The following is a 23,814-nucleotide window of genomic DNA, read 5'->3' on the forward strand; positions in this document are numbered from 1 at the left end:
CGGGGAGCCGCCGGCCACGCCGCCTTCGGCCACGGTGTGCACCACTGCCTCGGGGCGCCGCTGGCGCGGATGGAGATGCGCATCGCCTTCCCGGCCCTGCTGCACCGCTTCCCCGGCCTCGCCCTGGCCGACCCGTACAAGCAGGCCGACTTCCGGGCCTTCAGCATCGTGTACGGCTTGCACTCGCTGCGGGTGACCTGGTGAGCGGACAGCCGCCGAGAGCCGACATCTCACCCACCCGGCACCCGACCACCAAACGGCGCAGCAGTGGCTGGCGCACCTGGAGGAGCTCGCCGGGCAGCTGCGCGAGGGCGAACTGGGCCGCCAGCACTGGCACCACGCCAAGCTCTACAACGCGATGCTCGATGCCTTGGTCGACCTCGGGGCGGCCTACCCGGGCGGCCTGGACTACCTCGGGGTTGGGGAACAGCGGAACAGTTGTTGGCGGTGAGAAAGATCTTGTTTCTCGTTGTGGCGGTGAGCTGGTCGAATGCGAAAGGGGCAGGTGGTCAGGGGCCGCTGACGTGAGGGCCGGGGTCCCGAGGACACCGCTCCGACGCCTTGCACAACCTTCCGTGACCTGCGACGCAGTGGCTTGCCGCCAACAACTGTTCCGCTGTTCCTCGACCCCGAAACTCTCGCACTTGGCCCCCCGTTTGTGAGAGTCCATAGCCGCACTGGAAGCGGGGCATGACGAGCATCCGAACGAAAAGTCCCGTTAGCAGCCGCCCCAACTAACTATTTGATCTTCTGCTCGCCCTGGCTGCTGGGGCTGCCCTACTTTCGGCGGCTATGCCAGTTGAGTTCCTAAGTGATGACGAGGCGGCCGCGTACGGCCGGTTCTCCGGCGCTCCGTCCCAGGCGGAGCTGGAGCGATTTTTCTTCCTGGACGACGCGGACCGAGCGCTGGTCACCGAACGGCGCGGGGCCCACCACCGTCTGGGCTTCGCCCTGCAGCTGACCACCGCTCGGTTCATCGGTCGTTTCCTGACCGATCCGCTGGACGTGCCCGAGGAGGTGCCGCAGTATCTCGCCGACCAGCTCGGGATCGAGGACGTCGCGCAGATCAACCGCTATACCGAGCGGCGTAGCACGTCGTTCGAGCACCAGGAGGTGATCCGGGACGCTTACGCATTGAAGGAGTTCTCCCGAGCAGAGGCGGACTTCGTCGCCTGGGCTGATGCGCGGGCATGGAACACCGGCGACGGCAAGAAGACGATCTTCTACGACGGGGTGACGTGGCTGCGCACCAACAAGGTCCTGCTGCCCGGGGTGACCACGCTGGCCCGGCTGGTCGCCCGGGTCCGTGATGAGGCCACCGACCGGCTCTACGACACCTTGTACGAGGTGCTGTCGCCGCGCCAGCGGGTGATCTTGGAGATGCTACTGGAGGTGCCCGACGGCAGGCGTGCCTCAGACCTGGAACGCTGGCGCAAGAGCCCGGCGGCGACCTCGGGCAAGAACCTCGAGAAAGCGCTGGAGCGCGCGGCGGAGATCCTCGGGGTGGGGCTGGGGACCATGCCGTTGCCACCGCAGGTGCCGCACCGGCGGATGGTGGACCTGGCCCGCTACGGCATGCAGGCCACCGCGACCACCCTGCGCCGCCACGGCCCCTCACGCCAGCTCGCCACGCTGCTGGCCACAGGCATCTACCTGGAGGGCAAGTCGGTCGACGACTGCCTGGAGATGCTGGATCTGCTGGTCACCACCGAGCTGCTCGGCAAGGCCGAGACCGCGGCGGGTAAGGAACGGGCCCGCCAGCATCCCAAGCTGGCCAAGCACTCGGCCACGCTCGCCGCGGCGGTGGAGATGCTGCTGGAGGTCACCGAGTACGGCGAGGAGCTCCGGCTGGATCAGGTGTGGGAGGCCATCGACGCCATCGTGCCGCGGCGGGCGCTGCGCGAGGCGGTCGCGGCGGTGACCGAGATGGTGCCGCCGCCCGACGCCGATGCCGACGGCGAAATGCGGGCGCTGCTGGCCTCCCGCATCGCCACCGTGTCGGGGTTCCTCAAGAGGCTGACCACGGTGATCGAGTTCGGGTCCAACGCCGAGGGCGCGCGGGCACTGGCGGCGATGAAACAGCTGCCCCGGCTGCTGGACGGCCGCAAGAAGAAGGTCACCGAGGCCGACATCGACCCCGCCTTGGTGACCGGGTTCTGGATGCGGTTGGTGTTCAAGAACCTGCCGAACGGCAGCACCGTGGATAAGAACGCCTACACCATGTGCGTGCTCACCCAGTTCCACCGCCACCTCAGGCGCCGTGATGTCTATGCCGAGGCCTCGGCTCGCTGGCGGGATCCGCGCGGGCAGTTGCTGGACGGTGCGCGGTGGGAGGCGGCCAAGGGGCCGGCGCTGGTGGACCTGCAGCTGCCTGAGGATCCTGGGCAACTGCTCGCCGAGCACGCGCTGGTGCTGCACCTGGCGCTCAACAACGTCGCCGGGCGGGCCGGGCGCGACGGGGTGGACGTGAGCGTGGATGCGGAGGGACGGCTGCACGTGGCCAAGCTGGGCGCTTTGCCCGAACCGCCGTCTTTGATCGACCTGCGCAAGCGTGTCCTGGCGATGCTGCCGCGAGTCGACCTGCCGGAACTGCTGCTGGAGGTGATGGGCCGGGTTCCGGCGTTCGAGGCCGCGTTCACCTCGGTCGCCGGTGGGGTGAGCAAGCTGGTCGACTTCCCCATCTCGGTCGCGGCCTGCCTGACCGCCCAGGCGCTGAACATCGGGTACGCGCCGGTGGTGAAAGCGGGGACGCCCGCGCTGGAGCGCGGCCGGCTGTCGCACGTGGCGCAGAACTATCTGTCGGCCGAGACCTACACCTTGGCCAACGGCCCGCTCATCGACGAGCAAGGCCAGATCGGGTTCGCCCACGCACTGGGCGGAGGGCTGGTCGCGGCGATCGACGGGATGCGGTTCGTGGTCCCGGTGCCCTCCATCTACACCCGTCCGAACAGGAAGTTCTTCGGCCGCTCGCGCGGGGTCACCTGGCTCAACATGATCAATGACCGTGGAGTGGGGCTCGGGGCGAAGGTCGTCACCGGCACGGTGCGCGACTCCCTCCACATGATCGACGTGGCGTTCCGGCGCGACGGCGGGCCGCGCCCGGAGGTCCTGGTGACCGACACCGGCTCCTACAGCGACGTCGTCTTCGGCCTGGTCCACCTGCTGGGCATGCAGTACCGGCCCGCGCTGGCCGACATCCCCGACCAAAAGGGCTGGCGCATCCAGGACGCCGACTACGGCAGCCTGTCCCGGTTTGCGCACGGGAAGATCGACCTGGACAAGATCAGGCGGCACTGGGGCGACATCCTGCGCGTCGTGGTGTCGATCTACACCGGCGAGGTCCGTGCCTACGATCTGATGCGCATGATCCAACAGGATGGCAACCCCACCCCGCTCGGGGAGGCGATCGCCCACTATGGGCGCATTTTCAAGACCCTCCATATCCTCACCTACGCGGTCGAGGAGCCCTATCGGCGCGACATCAAGGGCGTGCGCAACCTGCAGGAATCCCGGCACGCCCTGGCGGGGAAGATCTTCCACGGCAAGAAGGGCGAGCTGTACCAGCGCTACCACAAGGGCATGGAAGACCAACTCGGCGCGCTTGGCCTGGTGCTCAACTGCGTCACGCTGTGGAACACCTTCTACATGGACCGGGCGCTCGATCAGCTCAAGGCCGAGGGCTACCCTCTGGCCGAAGAAGACGTCGCACGCCTGTCGCCCTTCGTCCGCCGGCACATCAACGTGATTGGCACCTACTCCTTCGCCCAGCCCGACCTCGGTCCTGCCGGCGTCCGGCTGCTGCGTAACCCCGATGAGCCGGATTGGGAGGACGACATCGTGTAGGTGGCGGCGATCAACATCGCGGGGGCGGAATCGAGCGATTCCGCCCCCGTGCCAGGATCCGATCAGGACGCGATCGTCACCTGCGGAAACAGCGCGCCGATCCAATGGGAGCCGATCCAGGCTTACGCCTCCCCTTTTCGCCCCCTAAGGTGGAGTGGAGCGACTCACCGGACGCCCCTGGCTCACCTCGAAGAGGAACACGATGGCCCTGTTGAAGCAGACCGACTGGAACGATCAGGAGATCCCCTATACCACGGCGGACGTCACCCGCCACGGGCAGCGCGTCGCCCGGGTCCGCGCGGAGCTCGGCGAGATCCGCGCCGCCGTAGCGACCATGCGCGCGCGGGGCGGGGCGTTCCTGGATGAGGTCGCCGACTTCCTGGACCGCGAAGCCCTGCAGCTCGACCGGGCCAACGAGGCCGACGGGCCGGTCGAGCTGGACGCGCGCGACGACACCCGCGATCAGAGCGACTACGCCCCCACCGGCGCGCGCCGGGCCCTGCTCATCGCTCGTGCCTTCACCAGCGAGCGCCTTGGGGACGCCGGACGTGGCTGACCGCATCTACTTGCGGCACTCCACCGACAAGCAGACCGACGCCCGCCAGCGGCACGCCCTGGCCGTCCTGCTGGCTACCGGTGCCCCCGTCTACGAAGACCCCGCCACCTCCAGCCGCCAGCTCTCCCTCGACCGGGCCGGGTTCACCAAGCTGCTGCACGAGGCCGCCGTCGGCGACACCATCCGCATCGCCGACGCCGCCCGCCTGTTCCGCTCCGTCGCCGACATCTTGGTCCTGCGCCCCGTGCTCATCCGCCGCGGCTTGCGCCTGCGTGTGGAGTCCGGGCTGCTGTCCGGCATCGACCTGGCCAGCGACGACCCCGGCACCAAGATGATGGTCTCCGTCCTGGCCGCCGTGCTGGAGTTCCAGCGCGACATGATCAGCGAGAACACCCGCGAAGGCGTCGCCGCCGCCGAGGCCGGCGGCAAGACCCTCGGCCGACCCGCGGCGCTCGCCCCGGACAAGGCGGCTGACGTCGTCAACGCCTACCGTCAGGGCGCCGCCGTCAAGGCCCTGGCCCGCCAGCACCGGGTCGCCCCCAAGACCATCCGCCGCATCTTGGACACCGCGGGCGCTCGCGACCTCCCCAGCCAGCTCGCTGAACCAGGCGCCGACAACCCGGACACGAACGTGACCCTCGACCTTCCCGGCTTGCTGGTCGACCATCTGCGCGTCGCCGGCGACCAGTCCATCCGCCAGGCCCTCTCCGCCGGGCAGATCGTCCGCCGCGGTAGCGGCTACTCCGTTCGTCTCACCGCCCCGCTCACCCTCCACCAGACCGCGCTGGCGCAGAGCGCCGCGTTCGCCGAGGGCGCCGGGCCGTCCGAGCGCAAAGCGCACCGTGTCTTCACCGCCCGCGTCACCGGCACCAGCGCGCCAGCCGATCGGCAATGATCACAGCGCCAGCCACACCCGTAGGGCCTGATCGTCGTCATTCGCAACGTTTGCCCTGTCCGCTACCGGCACCTCGGGGCGATGTCCCCCGTCGATATGTCCGCGCGTTCGGGGGCACGGCCAGCGCGGCCAACGCGACTCCGAGCCGTCGTTCCGTCGCGAGGGAGCGGCCAACGTGCCAGGATAAATCACGTCAAGCCGTAACTCGCGTGGGCCGGTATCGCAGGGCGACCGCCCCCGACCGGAACTCACGGCGGTCCACGGGCTCGAGCTGGATGCGCTCGCGCAGACCGGCGAGCAACGTCGGCCCGTGTCCGGCAAGGACCGGCTGCACAAGGAACTCGTACTCGTCGATCAGTCCCAGATCTGCCAACGCCAGGGGGAGCGTCACGCCACCCACCCACAGGCCCTCGCCTGACTCCTGCTTGAGCCGCTGAACCGTTTGCCCGAAGTCGCCTCGCACCAGCTCGGCATTCCAATCGACCGCGCTCAGCGTGCTCGACACGACGTACTTCTTCGCCTGGTCGATGGTCTCGGCGAACGGGATCTGCCACTCATCCATCCAGTCAGGCCACGTGTCCGTGGCCGGCTTCCGCCACGCCGACTCCATCATCTCGTAGGTCACCCGGCCGAATAGCAGGGCATCGGCTCGCTCCATCTCAGCGGTCCAGTAACGCATCGACTCCTCGTCCGGGGGGAGCCCTGCCTCGTGATGGCAGCAGCCGTCGAGCGTGACGTTGATCGAGTATCGAAGTGGTCTCATCTCGTTGCTCTCCCTTGATGCGCGCAGCGCGTTTTCACCGGACGTCTACTTAGACGACTGTCGGCGCCATTTCTCATCGGCGCCCGATCCCACCTGCTCAACACCGTCGTGATGCGAACCAGACCGCAGACCGAGCGCGCGACCGATTCGGGCGCTCGGGGCGTTCAGGTTCGCAACGGGTCTCGAAGCGCCCTGCGAGACCTACTGCCCCTCCACGACATCCTCGCCAAACAGCCACCGCCCGGCCACCCAGACAGCCCGGAGTGATGTCAAAACTCACCGACATTGATCAAGGAATCGGCCCCCAACCGCCTCCCGAAGTCAGCGACAAACGCCTCCCGAAGAACCCAACACAGCCAGCATCACCGAAGGCAGGGTTCAGGCCATCGTGACCGACCTGCAGCAGGCGGGCTTTCTCACACGTGAGCGCGTTGGTCGGCGCAACCGCTATGAACTTCATCTCGACCAGCACTTTCACGAGGCTGGGCTGCCCGTCGGTCTGCTGATCGCCATCTTCACCAGGCACGACTTGGGACCGCACTCGGACCGGCCGTCCTCAGCCGAATAGCCGCGTCGGAGTCACCAGGTGGCACATCGCTCGCATGATCAACAGCGACGGCGAGGTTCAGCAACACCCTCTCAGGATCCTGCTTGACGCGCATCCCCGCCGACCTCAGCACTGCCGCGTACGCGCCGAGCTGCCCGCCGCTATCGGCTGGGGGCCGGTGAAAGCCACAGCGAAAGGCTGACCGACCTCTCCGCCCTTCACCACGAACCCGTCCCGGTCCTCGCCGAACTCCGAAAGACCTGCTCGGCATCGCGGTCGCGCTCACTCCACAACGGCCTATGCTCCCGGCCGTATCCAAACTTCGGCTCGTCGCCACTCATGATCTCAACGTAGATGACCAGGGGCAGCAGTCCAGGGCCTGAGCAGATGCACCTGTCTTTCGAACCGCACGGAGTGCGCTTCCTCTCGCCGCCAAAGCCGCGACGTGCGGAAACAGGCCCATCGAACGCATCCGAACGGAAAGTCACGGTAGGACGGTCTGATCCATTCCACTAACGGGACTTTTCGTTCGGATGCTCGTCATGCCCCGATTCCGGTGCGGAGGTGGATTTCCCTCCGCCATTCGGGCAGGGCGACCAACGGGTTACCGTACAGGTCGACCCAGGTGAGGGCGGGAAGGTCGCCGAGCGACTCGGGCACGGTGGTCAGCCGGTTGTTCGCCAGGCCGAGATCGACGAGCCGGACAAGGCCTCCCAGCGTTTCGGGCAGGGTGGTCAGCCGGTTGTCCCACAGTTCGAGTTCGGTGAGGTTGGTGAGGTTGCCCAGCGTCTCGGGCAGGGCGGTGAGCCGGTTGCCGTACAGGCTAAGCATCGTGAGGTCGGTGAGATTCCCCAGCGTCTCGGGCAGGGTGGTGATCCGGTTACCACTCAGATTCAACAGGGTGAGATCGGTGATGTCCCCCAACCACTTCGGCACCGTGGTGAGCAGGTTGTCGTATGCGGTGAAAGTGGTGAGGCCGGTGAGATTGCCCAGTGTCTCGGGCAGGGCGGTGAGCCGGTTGTGGCCCAGGTGAAGTTCAGTGAGGCTGGTGAGATTACCCAGCCATTCGGGCAGGGCGGTGAGCTGGTTGTTCCACAGTTCGAGTTCGGTGAGGCCAGTGAGATTACCCAGCGTCTCGGGCAAGGTAGTGAGCTGATTGTGGCCCAGATGAAGTTCAGTAAGGCCAGTGAGATTACCCAATGTCTCGGGCAAGGTAGTGAGCTGATTGTGGCCCAGATGAAGTTCGGCGAGGTTGGTGAGATTACCCAGCGTCTCGGGCAAGGTAGTGAGCTGATTGTGACCCAGATGAAGTTCGGCGAGGTTGGTGAGATCGCCCAGCCATTCGGGCAACGTCGTCAGTTCGAGCGTGGGAAAGAACTCCGGCGCCTGCACCCCGAGCATGGACAGGTTGAGTCTGGTGAGGGCGGTGAGGTTTCTCAGCGGGTCGGGCACGGCGCTCAGGTAGTTCTCGCTCAGGTTGAGCTCGGTGAGGGCGATGAGGTTTCCCAACGAGTCGGGTACCTGGCTCAGGCCGTTTTCACTCAGGTCGAGCACCTTGAGGGTGACGAGGTCTCCCAGCGTGTCGGACACGGTCTTTAGGAAGTTCGCACGCAGGTTGAGCTCGGCGAGAGCGGTGAGGTCCCGCAGTGAGCCGGGTACGTCGCTTAGGTTGTTCTCGCTCAGGTCGAGCCTGGCCAGGTGGGTGAGGTCGCCGAGTGGTTCGGGTATCTCGCGCAGGCCGAGGGAGGACAGGTCGAGCGTGGTCGATCCGTCCCGCAGGCACCTGTCGATACGCTCCTGGGCGGTCCTGCGGCCGTTCTCGGACTCCATTGAGATCTTTCTCCTCGTCGTCGGGTGTCCGGCTCCGGCCCTGTCGCGCCGTTTCAGGCGCGAGGGGCGATGGCAAGGGTAGGGTGTGCACCTGCTGAAGGAGCACATCCTGCTGCCGGGCGTCAGCGTGCTGGTGCGCCTGGTCGGTGAGGTACGGCGGGCGGAGAACGAGCGGCTGCACGAGCCGCTGTCGGGCCGGCTGTCGAACGGCATACAGCAGGCGCTGGAGCGGCTGCGCACCACGCCGGCACGGCCTCGGGCCGGGTGCCGACGGATCGGCTGGGGTTGGCGAGGCGGTTGGCGTCGCGCCGGTTGGGCCCGATCAGCTCCCAGTCGGCGTCATCGAGGTGGAAGAAGCAGTCCAGGTGAGCGCGCGACGGCGGCTCGGCATAGCTGCCGTAGCGGGCTGCGGGGGTCGACGAACAGCGGCCTCCGGCGAAAACAGGACGCCATCGCGGTGCGCAAAGCCGGTGAGGCGGCGCTGCGCAGGCGGCTGGAGCAGGCCGCCGACCTGCCCTCCCACTACGAACCGGCCGCCCTGGCCGCCCTCGTCCACACGATCTCCGACGGCATCGCCGTCCAGGCGGCAGCCGGCCGCAGCCACGACGAGCTGCGGCAGATCGGTGACTTGGCGCTGCGCGCCCTGTTGGACTGAAAGCCCTCAGACCGCCGCCGCTTCACGTCCCGAGGCCCCGCTCCGCTCACCGGTCTCGGGATCGAACGTGGCCAGCGTGAAACTCTCCCGATGCACCACCCCGACCGCCTTCAGCGCACTCCAGACCATGCTCTCCGCAGACATGGCCTCATCATCCCGAACCGCATCGGAACGAAAAGTCACGCCACCGTCGGACCGAGCCACCGCCTAGCGCGGATTTTCGTTCCGATGCTTGTCAACCCCCGAAGCCTCAAGGCATGGCTGTACCTACTAGTATGTACACTCGTTTCATGAGCACTGCGGAACGTCTCATCGCAAGCACTCGCGAACTGCTGTGGGAACGCGGCTACACCGGCACCAGCCCGAAGGCGATCCAGCAGCGGGCCGGGGCCGGACAAGGCAGCATGTACCACCACTTCGCCGGCAAGCCGGACCTGGCACTCGCCGCGATTCGCCGCACCGCCGAGGAGATGCGCGCCAAGGCCGAGGAGCAGTTCTCCGCACCGGGGACCAGCGTGGACCGCATCACCGCGTACCTGCGCCGGGAGCGGGACGTCCTCAAGGGCTGTCCCATCGGACGTCTCACCCAGGACCCGGACATCATGGCCGACCCGACACTGCGGGCCCCGGTAGACGAAACCCTGGCCTGGCTACGTGAGCGCCTCGCTGAAGTCCTGGCCGAGGGACGCGAGCGCGGCGAACTGGATACCGCGCTGGACCCGCAGACTGCCGCCGCAACCGTCGTCGCGGTCCTACAGGGTGGCTACGTCCTGGCCCGTGCCGCCGACTCCGTGCAGCCGTTCGACCAGGCGATCACCGGGGTGCTGGGCCTGCTGACCACGCATATCTCCACCACCCGCAAGTAGAAGGGGCCTGTTCTTCATGCGTACTTCCCGTACACCACAACCCACCGCTGTCGCTCCCCCTGAGCGGATTGCCGGTGCGACATGGGTCGACGAGATCGCCGCCCCCGAGGGATCGTCGCGCTTCCGCGTCGACAGCGTTCACTGCGCGCCCGGCGCCCGCACCGCGTGGCATCGCCACCCTCTCGGACAGGTCCTGCACGTCACCGAAGGGACCAGACTCGTTCAGTGCCGCGGTGGAGAGGTGCACACCATCCGGGCCGGCGACAGTGTGCTTATCGCACCGAGCGAATGGCACTGGCACGGAGCTTCTCCCACCACCTTCACGACCCACCTGGCTATCCAGGAGGTGGCCGAGGACGACACCGAAGCCGAACGCGGCACCCATGTCACCGAGGCCGAATACTCCACCGGCTCTCTGTCCCACTGACCATTCACCGGGAAAGGCAGCCCCCTTCGTGTACGCCAAGCAATACGAGATCACCCTGCCCGCCGGCTACGACATGAAGATCATCCGCAAGCGGGTGGCCGATGGCGGCCACGTCCTCGACGACCGCGCCGGACTGGGCCTGAAGGCGTATGTCATCCGCGAACGCGGCATCGACGGCTCGCCGGTCAACCAGTACGCCCCCTTCTACCTGTGGAACGGCACCGGCCCGATGGCCCACTTTCTCGTCGGAGGTGGCGGATTCCAAAACATCATCCGGGACTTCGGCCGCCCCGCCGTCCGTCACTGGACAGGCATCGCCTGCCACGCCGGCCCCGCCCGTACGGCTCCTCCCAGGGCAGCCTCGCGCCACCTCACCCCCGTACCTTCCGACGCGGACCCGGACGGCACCGGAGTGGGCCTGTCCGCGCTGCTCGCGCGGGAGGCCGAACAGCTGCAACGGCTCTCCCGTCATGACGACGTGCACACCGCCGCACTGGCTGTCGACCCCCACCACTGGCAGTTGCTGCGGTTCGTGTTGTGGGCGGACACATCCGCGCCGGACGAGGACGCGACCGAGCGCTACGAGGTACTGCACCTGTCCGCCCCGGGCCTGGGCGACCTGCCGGAGGGACAAGCCTGGTAGCACCCCGGGCGCCCACGATCGCCGTTGCCCGCTACGCCGTCTCCTCCTCGTCTAGGTCGGCGGCGGCCGGGGCCCGCAGGGGCAGAAGCGCGGAAGCTGTAGCGGCCCAGGCAGTTGAGGTTCGCGTGACGACGGAGTGGGGACAGGCGGGCCACGTCCTCGTCCAGGACGTCGTACTCGCACTGACCGGCGGGCAGGGCCCGCAACCAGGCGACGGCGGCGTCCAGGTAGCGGGTCGTCCACAGCACGGCGGCGTTCAGGGCCCTCCACTCGGGTCGGCGCGTCACCGCGGATCTTCGGGTCCAACCCCGACGCCGGCCCGAGATGGCGCGGCCACCCGGTCAGGTACGCCCTGCGGGTCAGGATGTCGAGCAGGCTGCGCTATCCCCACACTCATCGGCCACCCTCAGTACATACAGGAAAGCGCAGGGTTACGATCTCTCTGTGGCAGACGAGAGCTATGACGTGATTGTGATCGGGACCAGCCAGGGCGGCCGGTTCCTCCCCCTCGATCTGGCGAAGGCAGGCAAGAAGGTGGCGCTCGTCGAGCGCGACCACCTAGGCGGCGTCTGCGTGAACACCGGGTGCACCCCGACCAAGACGATGGTCGCCAGCGCGCGCGTCGCCTATCAGGCGCGGCGCGGGGCGGAGTACGGCGTGCGGACCGGTCCGGTGTCGGTCGACCTCGCCGCCGTGCGGGAGCGCAAGCGGGGGATGGTCGCGGGCGCGCGGGAGAATTACGCGAGCCGCCTGGCGCAGGACGGGGCCGACCTGATCGAAGGCGAGGCCCATTTCACGGGGCCCAAGACGGTCGAGATCGCCCTGAGGGACGGCGGGACGCGGGGGATCAGCGCACCGGTGATCGTCATCGACACGGGCAGTAGGCCCAAGCCGCTGACGATCAGCGGCGCGCAGAACGTCCCTGTCCTCGACTCAACGTCGATCATGGAGCTGGGCGCGCTCCCTGAGCACCTGATCATCCTCGGCGGGGGCTACATCGGGCTGGAGTTCGGGCAGATGTTCCGCAGGTTCGGCAGCGAGGTCACGATCGTCCAGACCGGCCCGCGCCTGATGATGATCGAGGACGATGACGTCTCCGACGAGGTCGCCGCCATCTTGCGCGATGACGGGATCACGGTCCTGACTTCGGCGACGACGGACCGGGTCGAGGAGGCAGGCGGCGGGCGGGTGCGGCTTACCGTTCGCACGCCGGACGGCGAGCGGCAGGTCGAGGGCTCCCACCTGCTGTCGGCCATCGGCCGCGTTCCCAACACGGAGGGGCTCACGCTGGCGGCGGCCGGCATCCGGCTGCGCGACAACGGCTTCATCGAGGTCGATGAGTACCTGGAAACCTCCGTCCCCGGCGTCTACGCCATGGGGGACGTCAAGGGCGGCCCGGCCTTCACCCACCTTTCCTACGACGATTACCGGATCCTGCACGCCAACTTGCTCGGCCGCGAGAAGGCGAGCACGCGGGACAGGATCGTCCCCTATACCGTGTTCATCGACCCGCAACTCGGCCGCGTCGGCATGACCGAGCGGCAGGCCAGGGAGCAAAACCGCGCGGTCCGCATCGTGAAGCTGCCGATGAGCGCCGTCATCCGGGCCCTTGAGACCGGGGAGACGCGCGGCTTCATGAAGGCCGTCATCGACGCGCACACCCAGCAGATCCTCGGCGCCGCCGTGCTCGGCGCAGAAGGCGGCGAGATCATGACGATCATCCAGGTCGCCATGCTGGGCAAGCTCCCGTACACCGCCATGGCGAACGCCATCTTCACGCACCCGTTGCTGGCGGAGGGCCTTAACAGCCTCTTCATGACGCTCGATGCCTAGTTCGGGGTTGAGGAACAGCGGAACGGCTATTGGCGCAGGCGGTGATGCCCCTTCTTCACGCGCCGTCGCACCACGCCGTCGGCTCCGGTCACCCCCAGGACCGCCTCCCCGTCATAACGGGGGTGCACCTGCTGCCGCTCGCGCAGGGCCCGAAGGTCAAGGTGGGCCGATTCCTTCGGTGCGAGCCTCGTGGACGGTGCCGGTTCGCGGGTCCTTCACCATCATGGCCTTGACGGGTTCGAAGAGTACGACGGGGCTGGGGTTGATGGCTTTGCCGTCTGACCCGCGGCGCCGACCGCTCCTCTGCCGTACGGCCGGGTGCGGCCCGGGTCCGGCGGTGGATCTGGCCGGCCGGGCTCATCGCCGAGCCGCCGGGGACGGTTCATCGGGTCGCTCCCGTCCCGAGCGCGGCGAGGGCGGCGGCGAAGCGGGACGAGGGCGCCTGGGCAGCCACCGCCGCGGCGTCGCCGGCGGTGTCGACGTCCCGCAGGAGGGGCAGCATACCCACCGACAGGCCCGTCGTACGCAGCCGTGACAGCTGGGCGGCGCCGGTCGTGGGCTGCGACATCGGCACGCCGAGCAGGAGCGCGGGGTCGGGCCGGCGCAGGCCGAGCAGCCAGAACCCGCCGTCGGCGGCGGGGCCGAACACGGCGTCGCGGGTGGCCAGCGCGGCCAGCGCGCCGGCCAGGAGCGCGGGGGTGACTTGCGGAGTGTCCATGCCGATCAGGACCACGGGCAGCGGGTGGGCCCGGTAGGCGTCCTCGAAGGCGGCGGCGAGCCGCTCGTCCAGCCCGGTGCCCCGCTGTGGCAGGACGGCGAAGCCCGGCGGCAGCCAGGGGCCGGTGCCGCCGCGCAGTGCCAGCACCCGGTGGCGCGCCGGGGCGTCGGCCACCGCGCCCAGGGTGTCGGCCAGCGCGGCGGTGGCCAGGAGCGCGGCCTCGGCGGGGGTGAACGGCGGGGTGAGCCTGGTCTTGACCTGTCCGGCCACTGGTTCCTTGGCGATGACGACGATCTGACCCCCACCGTCGATGTCGTCGACGACCCGGCATGGGAGCGGGTCACGCCGTCGGTCTCCCGCCGCGCGGGGCGCGCCGGGCCGCCCGCGGTCCCGGGCATGCGCGGCCTGCCACATCCTGCTCCGATCGCCGGTCATCTCGTGCCGCCCCGCTCGCTCAGGACCTTGCGCATGTCGCCGACCGCGCGCAGCGTGCCGCGTACGGTGCCGGTGACCTTGGAACGCCCGGCGCGAGGCAGGTAGTCCACCCCGGTCTCGGCGATCCGCCAGCCCCGGTCGGCCGCCCGCAGCACCATCTCCAGCGGGTAGCCGAAGCGCCGGTCGGCCAGGTTCAGGGCCAGGAGGTCCGCGCGGCGGCAGGCCCGCATCGGGCCGATGTCGCGGAGCCTCGTGCCGGTACGGCCGGCCAGCCGCCGGCCGAGGAAGGCGTTGCCCAGCCGCGCGTGCAGCGGCCAGGCCGCTCCCGGCACGGGGACCCGCCTGCCGAGCATCAGGTCGGCGTGACCTGAGACGACCGGCCCGGTCACCCGTGGAAGCTGGCCCGGGTCCAGCGACGCGTCGGCGTCCATGAAGCACACCACCTCGCCGGTCGAGGCCAGCAGTCCCGCATGACAGGCGGCGCCGAACCCGCGTCTGGGCTCGCTCACCACCAGCGCTCCCAGTTCGGCCGCGACACGCGCCGATCCGTCCGTGGAACCGTTGTCCACCACGATCGGCCGGTAACCGTCAGGCATCCGCCCCAGCACCCACGGCAGGGCCGTCTCCTCGTCCAGGCACGGGAGCACCACATCGATCTTCATGCTTGAGACGCTAAGGTCGACAGGGCCTGTCAACCCTTATCGGGTGGTGACGTGTCGCGGAAAAATCCCAGCTCATACCTAATGTAGGAGGGTGATCACACACTTCCGGCGGCGGGTCAGGAGCCTGCGTGCGGAGTACGGCCCGTCACAGGCGGGTGCCGGTCCCGAGGGCCGCCGGAGCGGGCCGGCGCTCGTCGTCTGGGCCTCGCTCGTCGTCGCGGCGTTCGCCGCCGGGGCCGTCCTGCACGCGCTGGGCATGCTGCCCATCGACCACCTGCCGCCCCTGCACGGGCACTTCCGCACACCGCCGCCCTCGCTCGCGGCGCCCCTGCTCCTGGCCGTCCTCGCGGTCGCCGCGCTGCCTGCCCTGACCACGCGGCTGCGCTTCGGGGTGGCACTGCTCGTCGCGTACGGCACGGCTCTGGCGTGGACGGTGCTGCTGGCCGTCTCCGGCGAGGGGTTGGCCCACCCGTTCACCAGCCGGTACGAGTACCTGGCCGTGCTGCCCGCGGTGGGGGACGATCCGCTGGGCTGGCTGGCCTCCTTCACCGAGCGGCTTCCCGGCTATCCCACCCATGTGCGGGGGCACCCGCCGTTGCCCGTGCTGGTGTTGTGGGTCCTGGCGAGGGTGGGGCTGCCTGGTCCGTTCTGGGCGGCGGTGCTGGTCGTGGTGGTCGGCTGCTCGGCGGTCGTGGCCGTCGCGCTCACCGTCCGGCGGCTCGCGGGAGAGGAGATCGCTCGGCTCGCGTTGCCCTACCTCGCGCTGAGTCCGGTCGCGGTGTGGATCGCCACGAGCATGGACGCTTTCTTCGCGGGGGTTGGCGCCTTGGGGGTGGCCCTGCTGGTGTGCGGGGGCGCCGGGGGCAGGGCTCGCGTTCTCCCGGGGGTGGCGGCCGGAGTGTTGCTGGGGGCCCTGCCGTATCTCAGCTACGGCCTGGTGCCCTACCTGCTGATCCCGGTGGTCGCCGCCCTCGCCGCGCGGATCTCCCGCGCGACGGCGCTCGCCTGCCTGGCGGGGGCGGCGGCGGTCACGGCCGCCTTCGCCGCGGGCGGCTTCCTGTGGCCGTCGGGGGTGCTCGCCACCCACGCGGAGTGGGCCGCCGACCCCGGCGCGGCCCGGCCCTACCTCTACTTCCTGGTCGCCAACCTGGCTGTGCTGGCCCTGCTGACCGGCCCGGCGACCGCCGCGGGCCTGGTACGGATGACGCCCGGCGGCATGCGCGCCCTGGTCGCGGCGGCGATCGTGGCCGTGCTCGCCCTCGACGTCAGCGGGGTGACCAGGGGAGAGGTCGAGCGCATCTGGGTTCCCTACGCCACCTGGATCGTCCTGGCCGCCGCCTGGTCGCCGAGGTCGCCGAGGTCGCAGGGGGCGCGGGGCCGCCGGTGGCTCGCCGTCCAGGCCCTGACCGGACTCCTGCTGCAGGGCCTCGTCATCTCCCCGTGGTGATCCACCGGACTCGTGTGCCGGTACCCGCCGCGACAGCCCGGTGCACCCGGGACGGGTCATGGCCGCCGAGGGCCGGAGCATGAACCCGGCGTACGCGATGTCGCCGTGGTAAAGGTCAGCCCAGGGGCGCCGCGGCGAACTCCCGTATCCCCTCGGCGAATCCGATCTCCGCGCGGAACCCGAGATCACGTGCGGCGCGGTCGGGGGCGGCGACGATGTGCCGCACGTCGCCGAGGCGATACTCGCCGGTGGTGACCGGTTCGGGACCTCCGTGCTCGGCCGCGAGAGCGGAGGCCATCTCCCCGATCGTGCGCGGTTCGCCGCTGGCCACGTTGCAGGCCGTCAGCGCCCCTCGGGGGGTGACCGCTTCGAGGGCCGCGAGATTGGCGCGGGCCACGTCCCCGACATGCACGAAGTCACGCCGCTGGCGGCCGTCTTCGAACACCCGGGGGGCCCTGCCCGCCTCCAGCGCGGATCGGAAGATCGCCGCCACCCCGGAGTAGGGGGTGTCCCTGGGCATCCTCGGCCCGTAGACGTTGTGGTAGCGCAGCGCGACCACCGTGCCGCCGACCTCCCGCGCCCAGTTGGCGGCCAGATGCTCCTGGGCGAGCTTGGTCGTGGCGTAGGCGTTGCGGGGGTCCAGGGGCGCGTCCTCGTCGATCACGGCCGGGGTCAGCTCCGCTCCGCACCGCGGGCAGCGGGGCTCGAACCCGCCGCGGGCGAGATCCTCCCGCGAACGCGGGCCGGGCCGGACCCGGCCGTGTCCCGGGCAGTCGTAGGCGCCCTCGCCGTAAACCACCATCGACGAGGCCAGGACCAGCCGTCCCACATCGTGTTCCGCCATGGCCGCGAGCAGTACGGCGGTGCCGTACACGTTGACCGACGCGTAGTCCGGCAGATCGGAGACGTCGGCTCCGAGGCCAACCTTCGCCGCTTGGTGGACCACCGCGTCCATTCCGCGCAACGACCGGGTGAGCAGCTCGGTGTCGCGCACGTCGCCGACCAGGTGCCCGGCCTGGGGCCGGAGGTCGAGACCGGCGACCTCGTGGCCGGCTGCCTCCAGCAGATCGGCCACATGACTTCCGATGAACCCGGCCGCGCCGGTTACCAATACCCTCATCTCGCCGACGCTATTGCCTGATCCGGTGGCGGCCGGAGAACGGCGCGAAAGTTCGCGGCCCGTAAGAACTTCGCCTCGGCTCCGCGGCGGACGCGTGTCGACCGGTTACGCGCCCCATACGCCGGTCCGGCTGGCCGCCTGCACCCCTCCCCCCACCGTCACTCCCCCAGCCGCCCCGGTCGTCTTCGGTGACCGGGCACCCCTTGGCGAACACGCTTCGATCACTGTCAGATCAAGATTTATAACGGTAAGTTATAATACTCAAAAGGGCCTTTTCTATCGGAAACAGGACTCAGAGCCTCATGTCGGGCTGCTTGTGTGAGCGTTCCTCCGTTTCGCGTCAGGCACTGACTCCGGGGGTGATCCGTGTCAGATCGACCGTCGCCAGGACCCGCTCAGCACGACGGTGAGCCCGTTCCGAACCCTGGCCGGAAAGCCACGCGCCCAGGCCGAGGCCTCACCGAGTGGTTGCGCGAACATCCGCCGCCCGGCCCGTTCCGGCCGGAGTTCTGGCGCAGCCCGCTACGCGGCCCGTGGCTGACCTCGGTGTTCGGCATCGTGCTGCTGGTCGGCATCCCCATCCTCGCGATCACAGGGCTGCTGTCGTACGCCGCTTACAATCCCCGGCTGCCGGGCAACGACATAACCCCCGGCAAGGGACTGCTGGGTTTCTATCTCTTCGACTGGCCCACGCATCCGGTGTGGCTGTACCGGCTCACCCAAGGAGTGCACGTCATCCTCGGGCTGACGCTGGTGCCGGTGCTGCTGGCCAAGCTGTGGTCGGTCATCCACAAACTGTTCGCCTGGCCGCCCGCCCGCTCCCCGGCCGAGGCGGTGGAACGGGCCAGCCTGTTGCTCCTGGTCGGCGGGGCGGTGTTCGAGTTCGTCACCGGCATCCTCAACATCCAGCTCTTCTACGTGTTCCCGTTCTCCTTCTACCCGGCGCACCTGTACGGTGCCTGGATCTTCCTGGCGGCGTTCGTGGTCCATGTCGCCTTCAAACTGCCGCGGATGATCAGCGCGCTGCGATCACGCGGCTTCCGCCGCGAGCTGCGCACCGGCCTGGCCGACACCCACCCCGAACCGCCCGATCCCGACGGTCTGGTCGCCCCCGACCCAGCGGCACCCACCATGTCCCGGCGCGGCCTGCTCGCCTTCGTCGGCGGCGGCTCGATGCTGATGTTCGGCCTGTCCGTCGGCCAGACCATCGACGGGCCGCTGCGGCGCACCGCACTGCTGGCCCCCCACGGGCGCGTCTACGGCCCGGGACCGAATGACTTCCAGGTGAACAAAACAGCGGCCGACGTGGGCGTCGACATGGCGGGGATGGGCCCGCAGTGGCAGCTCACGCTGATCGGGCCGCACCCGGTGCGACTGTCCCGCGCCGACCTGCTGGCGATGCCGCTGTACACCTACCGGCTGCCGATCGCCTGCGTGGAGGGATGGTCGACCGAGCAGACGTGGACCGGCGTTCGCCTGGCCGATCTGGCGCGGCTGGCCGGAGCGGCGGTGGGCGGGGTCGACGTCTTCGTCCGGTCCCTGCAGATGGGGGGCGTGTTCAGCCACGCGTCGCTGAGTGCCCGGCAGGTGGCCGATCCCCGTTCCCTGCTGGCGCTGCGGGTCAACGGCGCCGACCTCTCCCTCAACCACGGGTTCCCGGCTCGGATCATGGTCCCGAACGCCCCCGGTGTGCACAACACCAAGTGGGTGCGTCAGCTCGACTTCCTGCCGGCGGATTCATGAGGTCCCGGGTCCGTGACCTGCGCCGGCGGGCGACCACCCGCTACGGCGCCGACCCGTTGCATCTGCTCGCGCTGCTCGCCTGCTTCGCGCTGGCCGGTTACGCCGCCAGCCGCGTCGTCGTCGCGGGCATCTGGGTGGGATTTCTGGTGTGGTTCGTCGGCGCCGCGATCGTCCACGACCTCGTGCTGTTCCCCCTCTACTCCCTCGCCGACGTCGCCGCGCGGTCGCGCCGGTGGCGTCCCCGGCCACGGCCCGGCGTCCGGTGGCCGCCGATGACCAACTACCTGCGCGTACCGGGCGGTCTGTCCGGACTGCTGCTGATCGTCTGGTTCCCCCTCATCCTCGGGGGATCCTCGCGCACCTACCGGGCGGCGGTGGCATTGGACACGAGCCCGTACCTGGGACGATGGCTGCTGGTGACCGGCGTGCTCTTCGCCGGATCGGCGATCGCCTACGCCGTCCGGCTGCGACGAGACAGAGCCCCCTCCGTATCACGAGGCAAGATCTCCTCCGGACCGCCAGGCCCTCCCGGGCCGTCAGGCACCCCCGGCCCGCCTGGACCATCCGAACCACGTGCTCCTCCTGAGCCTCCCGGGCCGGGGGCTGTCCGGTGAACGGTACGACTCGATCGTGATCGGTTCGCGCCGGCCGTCCCGATGCGGCGACACACTCACCCCGGGCGGACAAGCGCGCGAAGGACTTCGGGGCACCTTGGCGGGCGAACCCGCGCCGCTCGGCGTCGACCCGCTGCGAGACACGGCCCGGATCCCGGGAAACGGCGCAGACGAAGCAGGTACGGTTGGGCGACCAGAACATCGTTGTCGCATCCATCTGGTTACCACACCCGGTGGATGCGGCAGAACAGCAGGTCAGAGGGTCAGGGTAAGGCTCCGTGCCACCGACGGCAGTGGGGATCGGCGCTCCGGGCCCCGGGCACCGGAGGTGGCGGTGGAGGAACACCCGCGTGGAAACGGTCGGCGACAGACCGATCGCCAGCCCACCGAGAAACGCGCTGTCACGGCGAAGCCGGGCATGTTCCTCAGCGACAGCGCCTTCGTGCCGACGCTGTTCTCGCTCTTCCCGCCGGTGCGAGGCAAGGGCGTGCCGTCGCGGGCGCGAAGGGCCGGTACCTACCTGGCCGCGCGGGCCATGCCACTCATTCGCGTCCACGCGGCCAGGCCGTCGTTTCACCTGCGGCGGCGTATCGCCCGGAGGGGCATCGGCCCGCTCGTCATCCTGGGCTCGCACACGGTCGCCGGGGCGTACGCCGTCGCCGTCGGCGGCTGAAGAGGCGCCTTGGACGGCTTCGGCGACGCCCTGATCGGTGACTGGCACCGTGCCGCCTATGCCGCGGTCAAGGCGCTGGCGTTGTTCCTGACCGCCGTGGTGGCGTTCCGGCTCACCGAGCGCCGGACGATGGCGGAGTTCGCCCCGTTCGACTGGGTCGCCGCCGTCGCGGTCGGTGCCATCGTCGGGCGTACGGCCACCGCGTCCGACGCCTCGTGGCTGACGGGAGCCGCGGCGCTGCTGGCCCTGCTCGTCGCCCACTCGGCCGTCACCAGGCTGCGGTTCCTGCCGGTCGCCAGCCGCCTGATCGACCCGCCGCTGCGGATCCTGATCCGTGACGGACATGTCAACCGGCGCGACCTACGCCGCTGCGGGCTCACCGAGGCCGACCTCGAGGCCGTGCTGCGCCGGCACGGGCACCACGACCCGACGGGCATCCACCTCGCGATCTTCGAGGCCAAGGGCGCCGTCTCCATCCTTCCGCATCCCCCGGCCGCCCCGGTAGCCACGACGCCCCCACCGGGTGCCGACGGGTAGCACCAGCCGCCGCCGAACCTTGGATTGACCGCACACGACCGGAAGGAGAGAACATCCACGATGAGCACGGCCTACGCAACCGAATGCTGGCTCACCCCAAGCGCCAAGGCCAACCCCTCGCCGATCCACGGCAATGGCCTGTTCGCCATCGAACAGATCCGCCAAGACGAGGTGATCATGCGGCTCGGCGGACAGCTGATCAACGATGAGGCCCTGACCACCCTCACACCGCCCTACAGCAGCCTGACCGTCGAGGAGAGCGTTCACCTGCTTCTCGACCCCGCCCATCCAGTTCGCTATGGCAATCACTCCTGCGAGCCGAACCTCTGGCACCGCGACGCAACCACCGTGATCGCACGACACGACATCAACCCCGGCGATGAACTGACCATCGACTACGCCACCCACACCGGCGTTGCAACATGGTCGATGGCCTGCCGCTGCGGCAAGGTCCGCTGCCGCCGCACCGTGACCGGCAACGACTGGCAACTGCCCCAGCTCCAGTCCGCCTACGGCACTCACTGGAGCCCGCCACTACTCGAACGCATCAAAGCCGCCACCAGACACAGGCATTCAGACAGTTGGAATACCTGACGTCGCCAGAGCTGTCCTCCGACAAGGACAAGGAAGACGCCCTCAAGCTGATCACGGTTGACCGCTGACCGTACGCCTGCCTGCGGGAACGGGCGTCAAGATCGACTCATGGCCGGTTTTACCGGTATCTCGGCTGGACCCGGATATCAGTAATCAACTGATCCCGGGGCGTGAACGCCCAGGATCGTCAACCTGCCGGACGACAGTCTCGGACTGGTACCACAACTCGCCTTCAGATCATGGCCGAGTGATCGCTAAAAGAGACCGACATCGTACAGAGCACGTCGCTCTGGCGGTTGAAGGGATCTCGGGATCGGTGAGGCTTCTTCCTCTTCGTTGGGGTTTTTGTAGTGGTGGTGAAGCCGAGGAGTCGTGTGCCGGCCCCGGTCGAGGATGACTCGGTCCGGTGCTGGGTGCCGCCCTGGCAGAGGACGCCTGCTCACGCGGGGGTTGGCGCCGTACACCAGCTCAGGCGCCTCCACTGCTCGCTGGGCCGGGGTGGCCTCGTGTCGCCGGGTCCTGTGTGTCGCCCGGTGCCGCTCCGGGAACGGCTGACCGTAGAACGGCCTTGGGTTCCGGCGAATCCAAGGGTGCACAACCTCCCAGACCACCCCAACAGCCTGGGCTCGGCCCTTGGGATCGCGGGAACTCTGGGGGTAGCCGTAGTCGCCGCCGAAAATCGGGCGGATATCGCTGGCCGGCGATGATGCGGCCGGTTGGCCGTGCCGATCAGGTGCTCGCCTGGAGCATGGCGAAGTCGGCGTGGGCCTGATCGTCGCGCGGGGGCGACCAGATGGTGGGCGTCATGACCCGAGCACCGGCCGTCCTGGATTGCCGCAGCAGGCATCATGCCGTGGTAGAGATCACCGTCCACTTTCAAGTGCCTCCGGCCCGGTGGCACGATGTCTCCACGGTCCGGGAGTAATTGCCAGCACAGTGCCGATCGGCACCGTCGCCCAGGCCGCCAACACCGCGAACGCCGCCCCCGTCGGCATGTAGTCCTGTGGGGACTGATCGAGAAGCTGCATCCCGGCGACCAGCGGCAGGAACCTACCGACATCCGATCCGCCGGGAATACCCATGAGGATCACCGGTAGCACGAACACGATTGCGATCAGCACCACGGCCGCAACTGCTCCGCTGCGCAGCAGGGCGCCGAGCGCCAGGCCGACGAGAGCGGTCATCAGCAGCATGAGCGCCGCCGCACCGATTCGCTGCCAAGCGTCCGTGGGCAGGAACGACGGATGGAACGGGGCGGCCACCAGCCTGCCGTACACGTAGCCGATGGCCCCGATGAGCACGAATGCAGTCAGGGCCGCACCGGCCAGCACCACCACCTTGGCTAGGAGGACGCCCCTGCGTGACGGCATGGCGGTGTAGGTCAGGCTGATCATCCCCGACGCGTGCTCGCCCGTCATCGTGATCACGCCGAGCATGCCGATCAGCAGCGCCGAGAGCATCACCCCGACGAAGACCACCGCCCACACCCGCAGCCCGGCCTGGTCGGCGGAGTGGCCGGCGTCGAGACTTGAAAGGCTCGTTACCCCTGTGGACACGGTGAGGACCAGCGCGCAGCCAACGCTCGCCGCGAGGGCCCACAGGGTCGAGCGCAGCGTCCGGAATTTCAGCCACTCCGCAGCCAGCACGTTCATGACATGCCTCCCACAGCCTCGAGATAGACGTCCTCCAGCGACGTACCAGGCCGGATGAACTCGGCCGTGGGCACGTCGGCCACCAGCCGCCCGCGGGCGATAACGATCAGATGGTCGGCGGTGATCGCCATCTCGGACATCAGGTGACTCGACACCAGGACCGTGCGTCCCTCGGCGGCCAGCGACCTGAGCAGGTCCCGCGTCCACTTGACACCCTCGGGGTCGAGCCCGTTGATAGGCTCGTCCAAGATCAGCACAGGGGGGTCGCCCAGCAGCGCCGCCGCGATCCCGAGCCGCTGCTTCATGCCGAGGGAGTAGACCCCGATCCGCTTGCGCACTCCGCCCAGCCCCACCCGCTCGAGCAGGGGTGCGATCCGGTCGCGCGGCAGGCTGTTGGAGGCGGCCAGCCACCGCAGGTGCTGGTCGGCGCGGCGCCCGCCGTGCACCGCGGTCGCGTCGAGCAACGCACCGACCCTGGTGAGGGGCTTATCGATCTTCTGATACGGCAGGCCGTCGACCAAGGCACGCCCCGCCGTGGGGCGTTCGAGCCCGACGATCAGCCGCATCGTGGTCGTCTTCCCCGCCCCGTTGGGCCCGAGGAAGCCGGTGACCCGGCCGGGGTGTACCTCGAAGGAGAGGTCATCCACGGCCTGGTCGCGTCCGAAGTGTTTGGTGAGACCGGCAATTTCGATCATGCCTTCGACGATCCTCCGTTCGGCGCGGTTTCCGCGTCTGCCACAGGTCCGATGCGGTATCGGACT

General features: G+C 69.1%; 23 protein-coding genes and 2 pseudogenes. 16 read left to right on the forward strand and 9 right to left on the reverse strand.

Annotated features, from left to right (window positions below):
* The 4 genes from ABZU75_RS25110 to ABZU75_RS25125 form a co-directional block, all read left to right on the forward strand.
* Positions 1 to 204, forward strand: a 204-nt coding sequence (locus ABZU75_RS25110) for a cytochrome P450 (RefSeq protein WP_355558750.1), incomplete at its 5' end; no start/stop codon positions are given.
* Between the two features lie 588 nt (positions 205 to 792).
* Positions 793 to 3,843, forward strand: a complete 3,051-nt coding sequence (locus tag ABZU75_RS25115; protein ID WP_355558753.1) for a Tn3 family transposase — start codon at positions 793 to 795, stop codon at positions 3,841 to 3,843.
* Positions 3,844 to 4,045: 202 nt separating this feature from the next.
* Positions 4,046 to 4,399 carry a hypothetical protein gene (locus tag ABZU75_RS25120; RefSeq protein ID WP_355558756.1) on the forward strand — a complete coding sequence of 118 codons (354 nt, stop codon included), beginning with the start codon at positions 4,046 to 4,048 and terminating at the stop codon, positions 4,397 to 4,399.
* Positions 4,392 to 5,294 (forward strand): recombinase family protein, encoded by a 903-nt coding sequence (locus ABZU75_RS25125; RefSeq protein WP_355558759.1) that lies wholly within the window; start codon positions 4,392 to 4,394, stop codon positions 5,292 to 5,294. The genes ABZU75_RS25120 and ABZU75_RS25125 overlap by 8 nt, the downstream gene beginning before the upstream one ends.
* Positions 5,295 to 5,487: 193 nt before the next feature.
* Here ABZU75_RS25125 and ABZU75_RS25130 read toward each other — a convergent pair whose 3' ends face one another.
* Complete coding sequence (locus ABZU75_RS25130) at positions 5,488 to 6,057, reverse strand: dihydrofolate reductase family protein (RefSeq protein WP_355558762.1); 570 nt, start codon at positions 6,055 to 6,057, stop codon at positions 5,488 to 5,490.
* 388 nt (positions 6,058 to 6,445) lie between these two features.
* Here ABZU75_RS25130 and ABZU75_RS25135 point away from each other — a divergent pair, with 388 nt between their 5' ends.
* Positions 6,446 to 6,625 (forward strand): hypothetical protein, encoded by a 180-nt coding sequence (locus ABZU75_RS25135; protein ID WP_355394884.1) that lies wholly within the window; start codon positions 6,446 to 6,448, stop codon positions 6,623 to 6,625.
* Positions 6,626 to 7,144: 519 nt separating this feature from the next.
* Here ABZU75_RS25135 and ABZU75_RS25140 read toward each other — a convergent pair.
* Positions 7,145 to 8,434, reverse strand: a complete 1,290-nt coding sequence (locus tag ABZU75_RS25140; protein ID WP_355558766.1) for a leucine-rich repeat domain-containing protein — start codon at positions 8,432 to 8,434, stop codon at positions 7,145 to 7,147.
* A gap of 85 nt (positions 8,435 to 8,519) precedes the next feature.
* On the opposite strand from ABZU75_RS25140, the gene ABZU75_RS25145 reads away from it, so the two are divergent.
* Complete coding sequence (locus ABZU75_RS25145) at positions 8,520 to 9,089, forward strand: hypothetical protein (protein ID WP_355558769.1); 570 nt, start codon at positions 8,520 to 8,522, stop codon at positions 9,087 to 9,089.
* 6 nt (positions 9,090 to 9,095) lie between these two features.
* Here ABZU75_RS25145 and ABZU75_RS25150 read toward each other — a convergent pair whose 3' ends face one another.
* The gene (locus ABZU75_RS25150; RefSeq protein WP_355558772.1) at positions 9,096 to 9,233 is read right to left on the reverse strand and encodes a hypothetical protein; all 138 of its coding nucleotides are present in this window, start codon (positions 9,231 to 9,233) and stop codon (positions 9,096 to 9,098) included.
* A 146-nt stretch (positions 9,234 to 9,379) separates the two neighbouring features.
* On the opposite strand from ABZU75_RS25150, the gene ABZU75_RS25155 reads away from it, so the two are divergent.
* The 3 genes from ABZU75_RS25155 to ABZU75_RS25165 are packed head-to-tail and all read left to right on the forward strand — an operon-like array spanning position 9,380 to position 11,025.
* Complete coding sequence (locus ABZU75_RS25155; protein ID WP_355558775.1) at positions 9,380 to 9,955, forward strand: TetR/AcrR family transcriptional regulator; 576 nt, start codon at positions 9,380 to 9,382, stop codon at positions 9,953 to 9,955.
* Positions 9,956 to 9,971: 16 nt separating this feature from the next.
* On the forward strand, positions 9,972 to 10,382 hold the full coding sequence (locus tag ABZU75_RS25160; RefSeq protein WP_355558777.1) for a cupin domain-containing protein: 411 nt from the start codon (positions 9,972 to 9,974) through the stop codon (positions 10,380 to 10,382).
* Positions 10,383 to 10,410: 28 nt separating this feature from the next.
* Positions 10,411 to 11,025, forward strand: coding sequence for a DUF4865 family protein (locus ABZU75_RS25165; protein WP_355558778.1), 615 nt, complete (start codon positions 10,411 to 10,413; stop codon positions 11,023 to 11,025).
* On the opposite strand, the pseudogene ABZU75_RS25170 reads toward ABZU75_RS25165, so the two are convergent.
* Positions 10,962 to 11,282: pseudogene (locus tag ABZU75_RS25170) on the reverse strand (hypothetical protein); the annotation flags it as partial. The gene ABZU75_RS25165 and the pseudogene ABZU75_RS25170 sit on opposite strands and share 64 nt — an antisense overlap.
* Positions 11,283 to 11,349: 67 nt before the next feature.
* On the opposite strand from ABZU75_RS25170, the gene ABZU75_RS25175 reads away from it, so the two are divergent.
* Positions 11,350 to 12,858 carry a mercuric reductase gene (locus tag ABZU75_RS25175; RefSeq protein WP_355558780.1) on the forward strand — a complete coding sequence of 503 codons (1,509 nt, stop codon included), beginning with the start codon at positions 11,350 to 11,352 and terminating at the stop codon, positions 12,856 to 12,858.
* 382 nt (positions 12,859 to 13,240) lie between these two features.
* On the opposite strand, the gene ABZU75_RS25180 is transcribed toward ABZU75_RS25175, so the two are convergent.
* A complete protein-coding gene (locus ABZU75_RS25180; protein WP_355558783.1) occupies positions 13,241 to 14,011 on the reverse strand; it encodes a TIGR04282 family arsenosugar biosynthesis glycosyltransferase in 771 nt (256 codons plus the stop codon).
* Entirely contained in the window at positions 14,008 to 14,673 is a 666-nt protein-coding gene (locus tag ABZU75_RS25185; RefSeq protein ID WP_355558785.1) for a glycosyltransferase family 2 protein, read from the reverse strand. Before ABZU75_RS25185 ends, ABZU75_RS25180 begins: the two co-directional genes overlap by 4 nt.
* A gap of 91 nt (positions 14,674 to 14,764) precedes the next feature.
* On the opposite strand from ABZU75_RS25185, the gene ABZU75_RS25190 reads away from it, so the two are divergent.
* A complete protein-coding gene (locus ABZU75_RS25190; protein WP_355558788.1) occupies positions 14,765 to 16,120 on the forward strand; it encodes a hypothetical protein in 1,356 nt (451 codons plus the stop codon).
* 115 nt (positions 16,121 to 16,235) lie between these two features.
* Here the strand turns inward: ABZU75_RS25190 and ABZU75_RS25195 are convergent, their stop codons facing one another.
* Positions 16,236 to 17,240 (reverse strand): NAD-dependent epimerase/dehydratase family protein, encoded by a 1,005-nt coding sequence (locus tag ABZU75_RS25195; protein WP_355558791.1) that lies wholly within the window; start codon positions 17,238 to 17,240, stop codon positions 16,236 to 16,238.
* Between the two features lie 468 nt (positions 17,241 to 17,708).
* Between ABZU75_RS25195 and ABZU75_RS25200 the strand changes: the two genes are divergently transcribed.
* The 5 genes from ABZU75_RS25200 to ABZU75_RS25220 all read left to right on the forward strand — a co-directional run bounded on the left by ABZU75_RS25200 (position 17,709) and on the right by ABZU75_RS25220 (position 21,401).
* Positions 17,709 to 18,983: a molybdopterin-dependent oxidoreductase gene (locus ABZU75_RS25200; RefSeq protein ID WP_355558793.1), complete on the forward strand. Its 1,275-nt coding sequence runs from the start codon at positions 17,709 to 17,711 to the stop codon at positions 18,981 to 18,983.
* Complete coding sequence (locus ABZU75_RS25205; protein ID WP_355558796.1) at positions 18,980 to 19,597, forward strand: hypothetical protein; 618 nt, start codon at positions 18,980 to 18,982, stop codon at positions 19,595 to 19,597. Before ABZU75_RS25200 ends, ABZU75_RS25205 begins: the two co-directional genes overlap by 4 nt.
* Before the next feature lie 418 nt (positions 19,598 to 20,015).
* A complete protein-coding gene (locus tag ABZU75_RS25210; protein WP_355558798.1) occupies positions 20,016 to 20,270 on the forward strand; it encodes a hypothetical protein in 255 nt (84 codons plus the stop codon).
* A gap of 9 nt (positions 20,271 to 20,279) precedes the next feature.
* Positions 20,280 to 20,807 carry a YetF domain-containing protein gene (locus tag ABZU75_RS25215; protein WP_355558801.1) on the forward strand — a complete coding sequence of 176 codons (528 nt, stop codon included), beginning with the start codon at positions 20,280 to 20,282 and terminating at the stop codon, positions 20,805 to 20,807.
* A 60-nt stretch (positions 20,808 to 20,867) separates the two neighbouring features.
* Positions 20,868 to 21,401, forward strand: coding sequence for an SET domain-containing protein-lysine N-methyltransferase (locus ABZU75_RS25220; RefSeq protein WP_355558804.1), 534 nt, complete (start codon positions 20,868 to 20,870; stop codon positions 21,399 to 21,401).
* An 863-nt stretch (positions 21,402 to 22,264) separates the two neighbouring features.
* Here the strand turns inward: ABZU75_RS25220 and ABZU75_RS25225 are convergent.
* Together ABZU75_RS25225 and ABZU75_RS25230 are read right to left on the reverse strand one after the other, a co-directional pair.
* Positions 22,265 to 23,053, reverse strand: a complete 789-nt coding sequence (locus ABZU75_RS25225) for a hypothetical protein (protein WP_355558807.1) — start codon at positions 23,051 to 23,053, stop codon at positions 22,265 to 22,267.
* Positions 23,054 to 23,088: 35 nt separating this feature from the next.
* Positions 23,089 to 23,748: pseudogene (locus tag ABZU75_RS25230) on the reverse strand (ATP-binding cassette domain-containing protein); the annotation flags it as partial.
* Positions 23,749 to 23,814: the final 66 nt, after the last annotated feature.

The sequence above is a fragment of the Streptosporangium sp. NPDC005286 genome, from assembly GCF_040607515.1.
GTDB lineage: Bacteria > Actinomycetota > Actinomycetes > Streptosporangiales > Streptosporangiaceae > Streptosporangium.

What these genes read in the sequence shown, in the direction of transcription:
- ABZU75_RS25115 (WP_355558753.1), top strand. Translation starts at nt 793, where the DNA reads ATGCCAGTTGAGTTCCTAAGTGATGACGAGGCGGCCGCGTACGGCCGG.
- ABZU75_RS25120 (WP_355558756.1), top strand. Translation starts at nt 4,046, where the DNA reads ATGGCCCTGTTGAAGCAGACCGACTGGAACGATCAGGAGATCCCCTAT.
- ABZU75_RS25130 (WP_355558762.1), bottom strand. Translation starts at nt 6,057, where the DNA reads ATGAGACCACTTCGATACTCGATCAACGTCACGCTCGACGGCTGCTGC.
- ABZU75_RS25140 (WP_355558766.1), bottom strand. Translation starts at nt 8,434, where the DNA reads ATGGAGTCCGAGAACGGCCGCAGGACCGCCCAGGAGCGTATCGACAGG.
- ABZU75_RS25150 (WP_355558772.1), bottom strand. Translation starts at nt 9,233, where the DNA reads ATGTCTGCGGAGAGCATGGTCTGGAGTGCGCTGAAGGCGGTCGGGGTG.
- ABZU75_RS25155 (WP_355558775.1), top strand. Translation starts at nt 9,380, where the DNA reads ATGAGCACTGCGGAACGTCTCATCGCAAGCACTCGCGAACTGCTGTGG.
- ABZU75_RS25160 (WP_355558777.1), top strand. Translation starts at nt 9,972, where the DNA reads ATGCGTACTTCCCGTACACCACAACCCACCGCTGTCGCTCCCCCTGAG.
- ABZU75_RS25175 (WP_355558780.1), top strand. Translation starts at nt 11,350, where the DNA reads ATGGCGCGGCCACCCGGTCAGGTACGCCCTGCGGGTCAGGATGTCGAG.
- ABZU75_RS25180 (WP_355558783.1), bottom strand. Translation starts at nt 14,011, where the DNA reads ATGACCGGCGATCGGAGCAGGATGTGGCAGGCCGCGCATGCCCGGGAC.
- ABZU75_RS25185 (WP_355558785.1), bottom strand. Translation starts at nt 14,673, where the DNA reads ATGAAGATCGATGTGGTGCTCCCGTGCCTGGACGAGGAGACGGCCCTG.
- ABZU75_RS25195 (WP_355558791.1), bottom strand. Translation starts at nt 17,240, where the DNA reads ATGAGGGTATTGGTAACCGGCGCGGCCGGGTTCATCGGAAGTCATGTG.
- ABZU75_RS25205 (WP_355558796.1), top strand. Translation starts at nt 18,980, where the DNA reads ATGAGGTCCCGGGTCCGTGACCTGCGCCGGCGGGCGACCACCCGCTAC.
- ABZU75_RS25210 (WP_355558798.1), top strand. Translation starts at nt 20,016, where the DNA reads ATGTTCCTCAGCGACAGCGCCTTCGTGCCGACGCTGTTCTCGCTCTTC.
- ABZU75_RS25220 (WP_355558804.1), top strand. Translation starts at nt 20,868, where the DNA reads ATGAGCACGGCCTACGCAACCGAATGCTGGCTCACCCCAAGCGCCAAG.
- ABZU75_RS25225 (WP_355558807.1), bottom strand. Translation starts at nt 23,053, where the DNA reads ATGAACGTGCTGGCTGCGGAGTGGCTGAAATTCCGGACGCTGCGCTCG.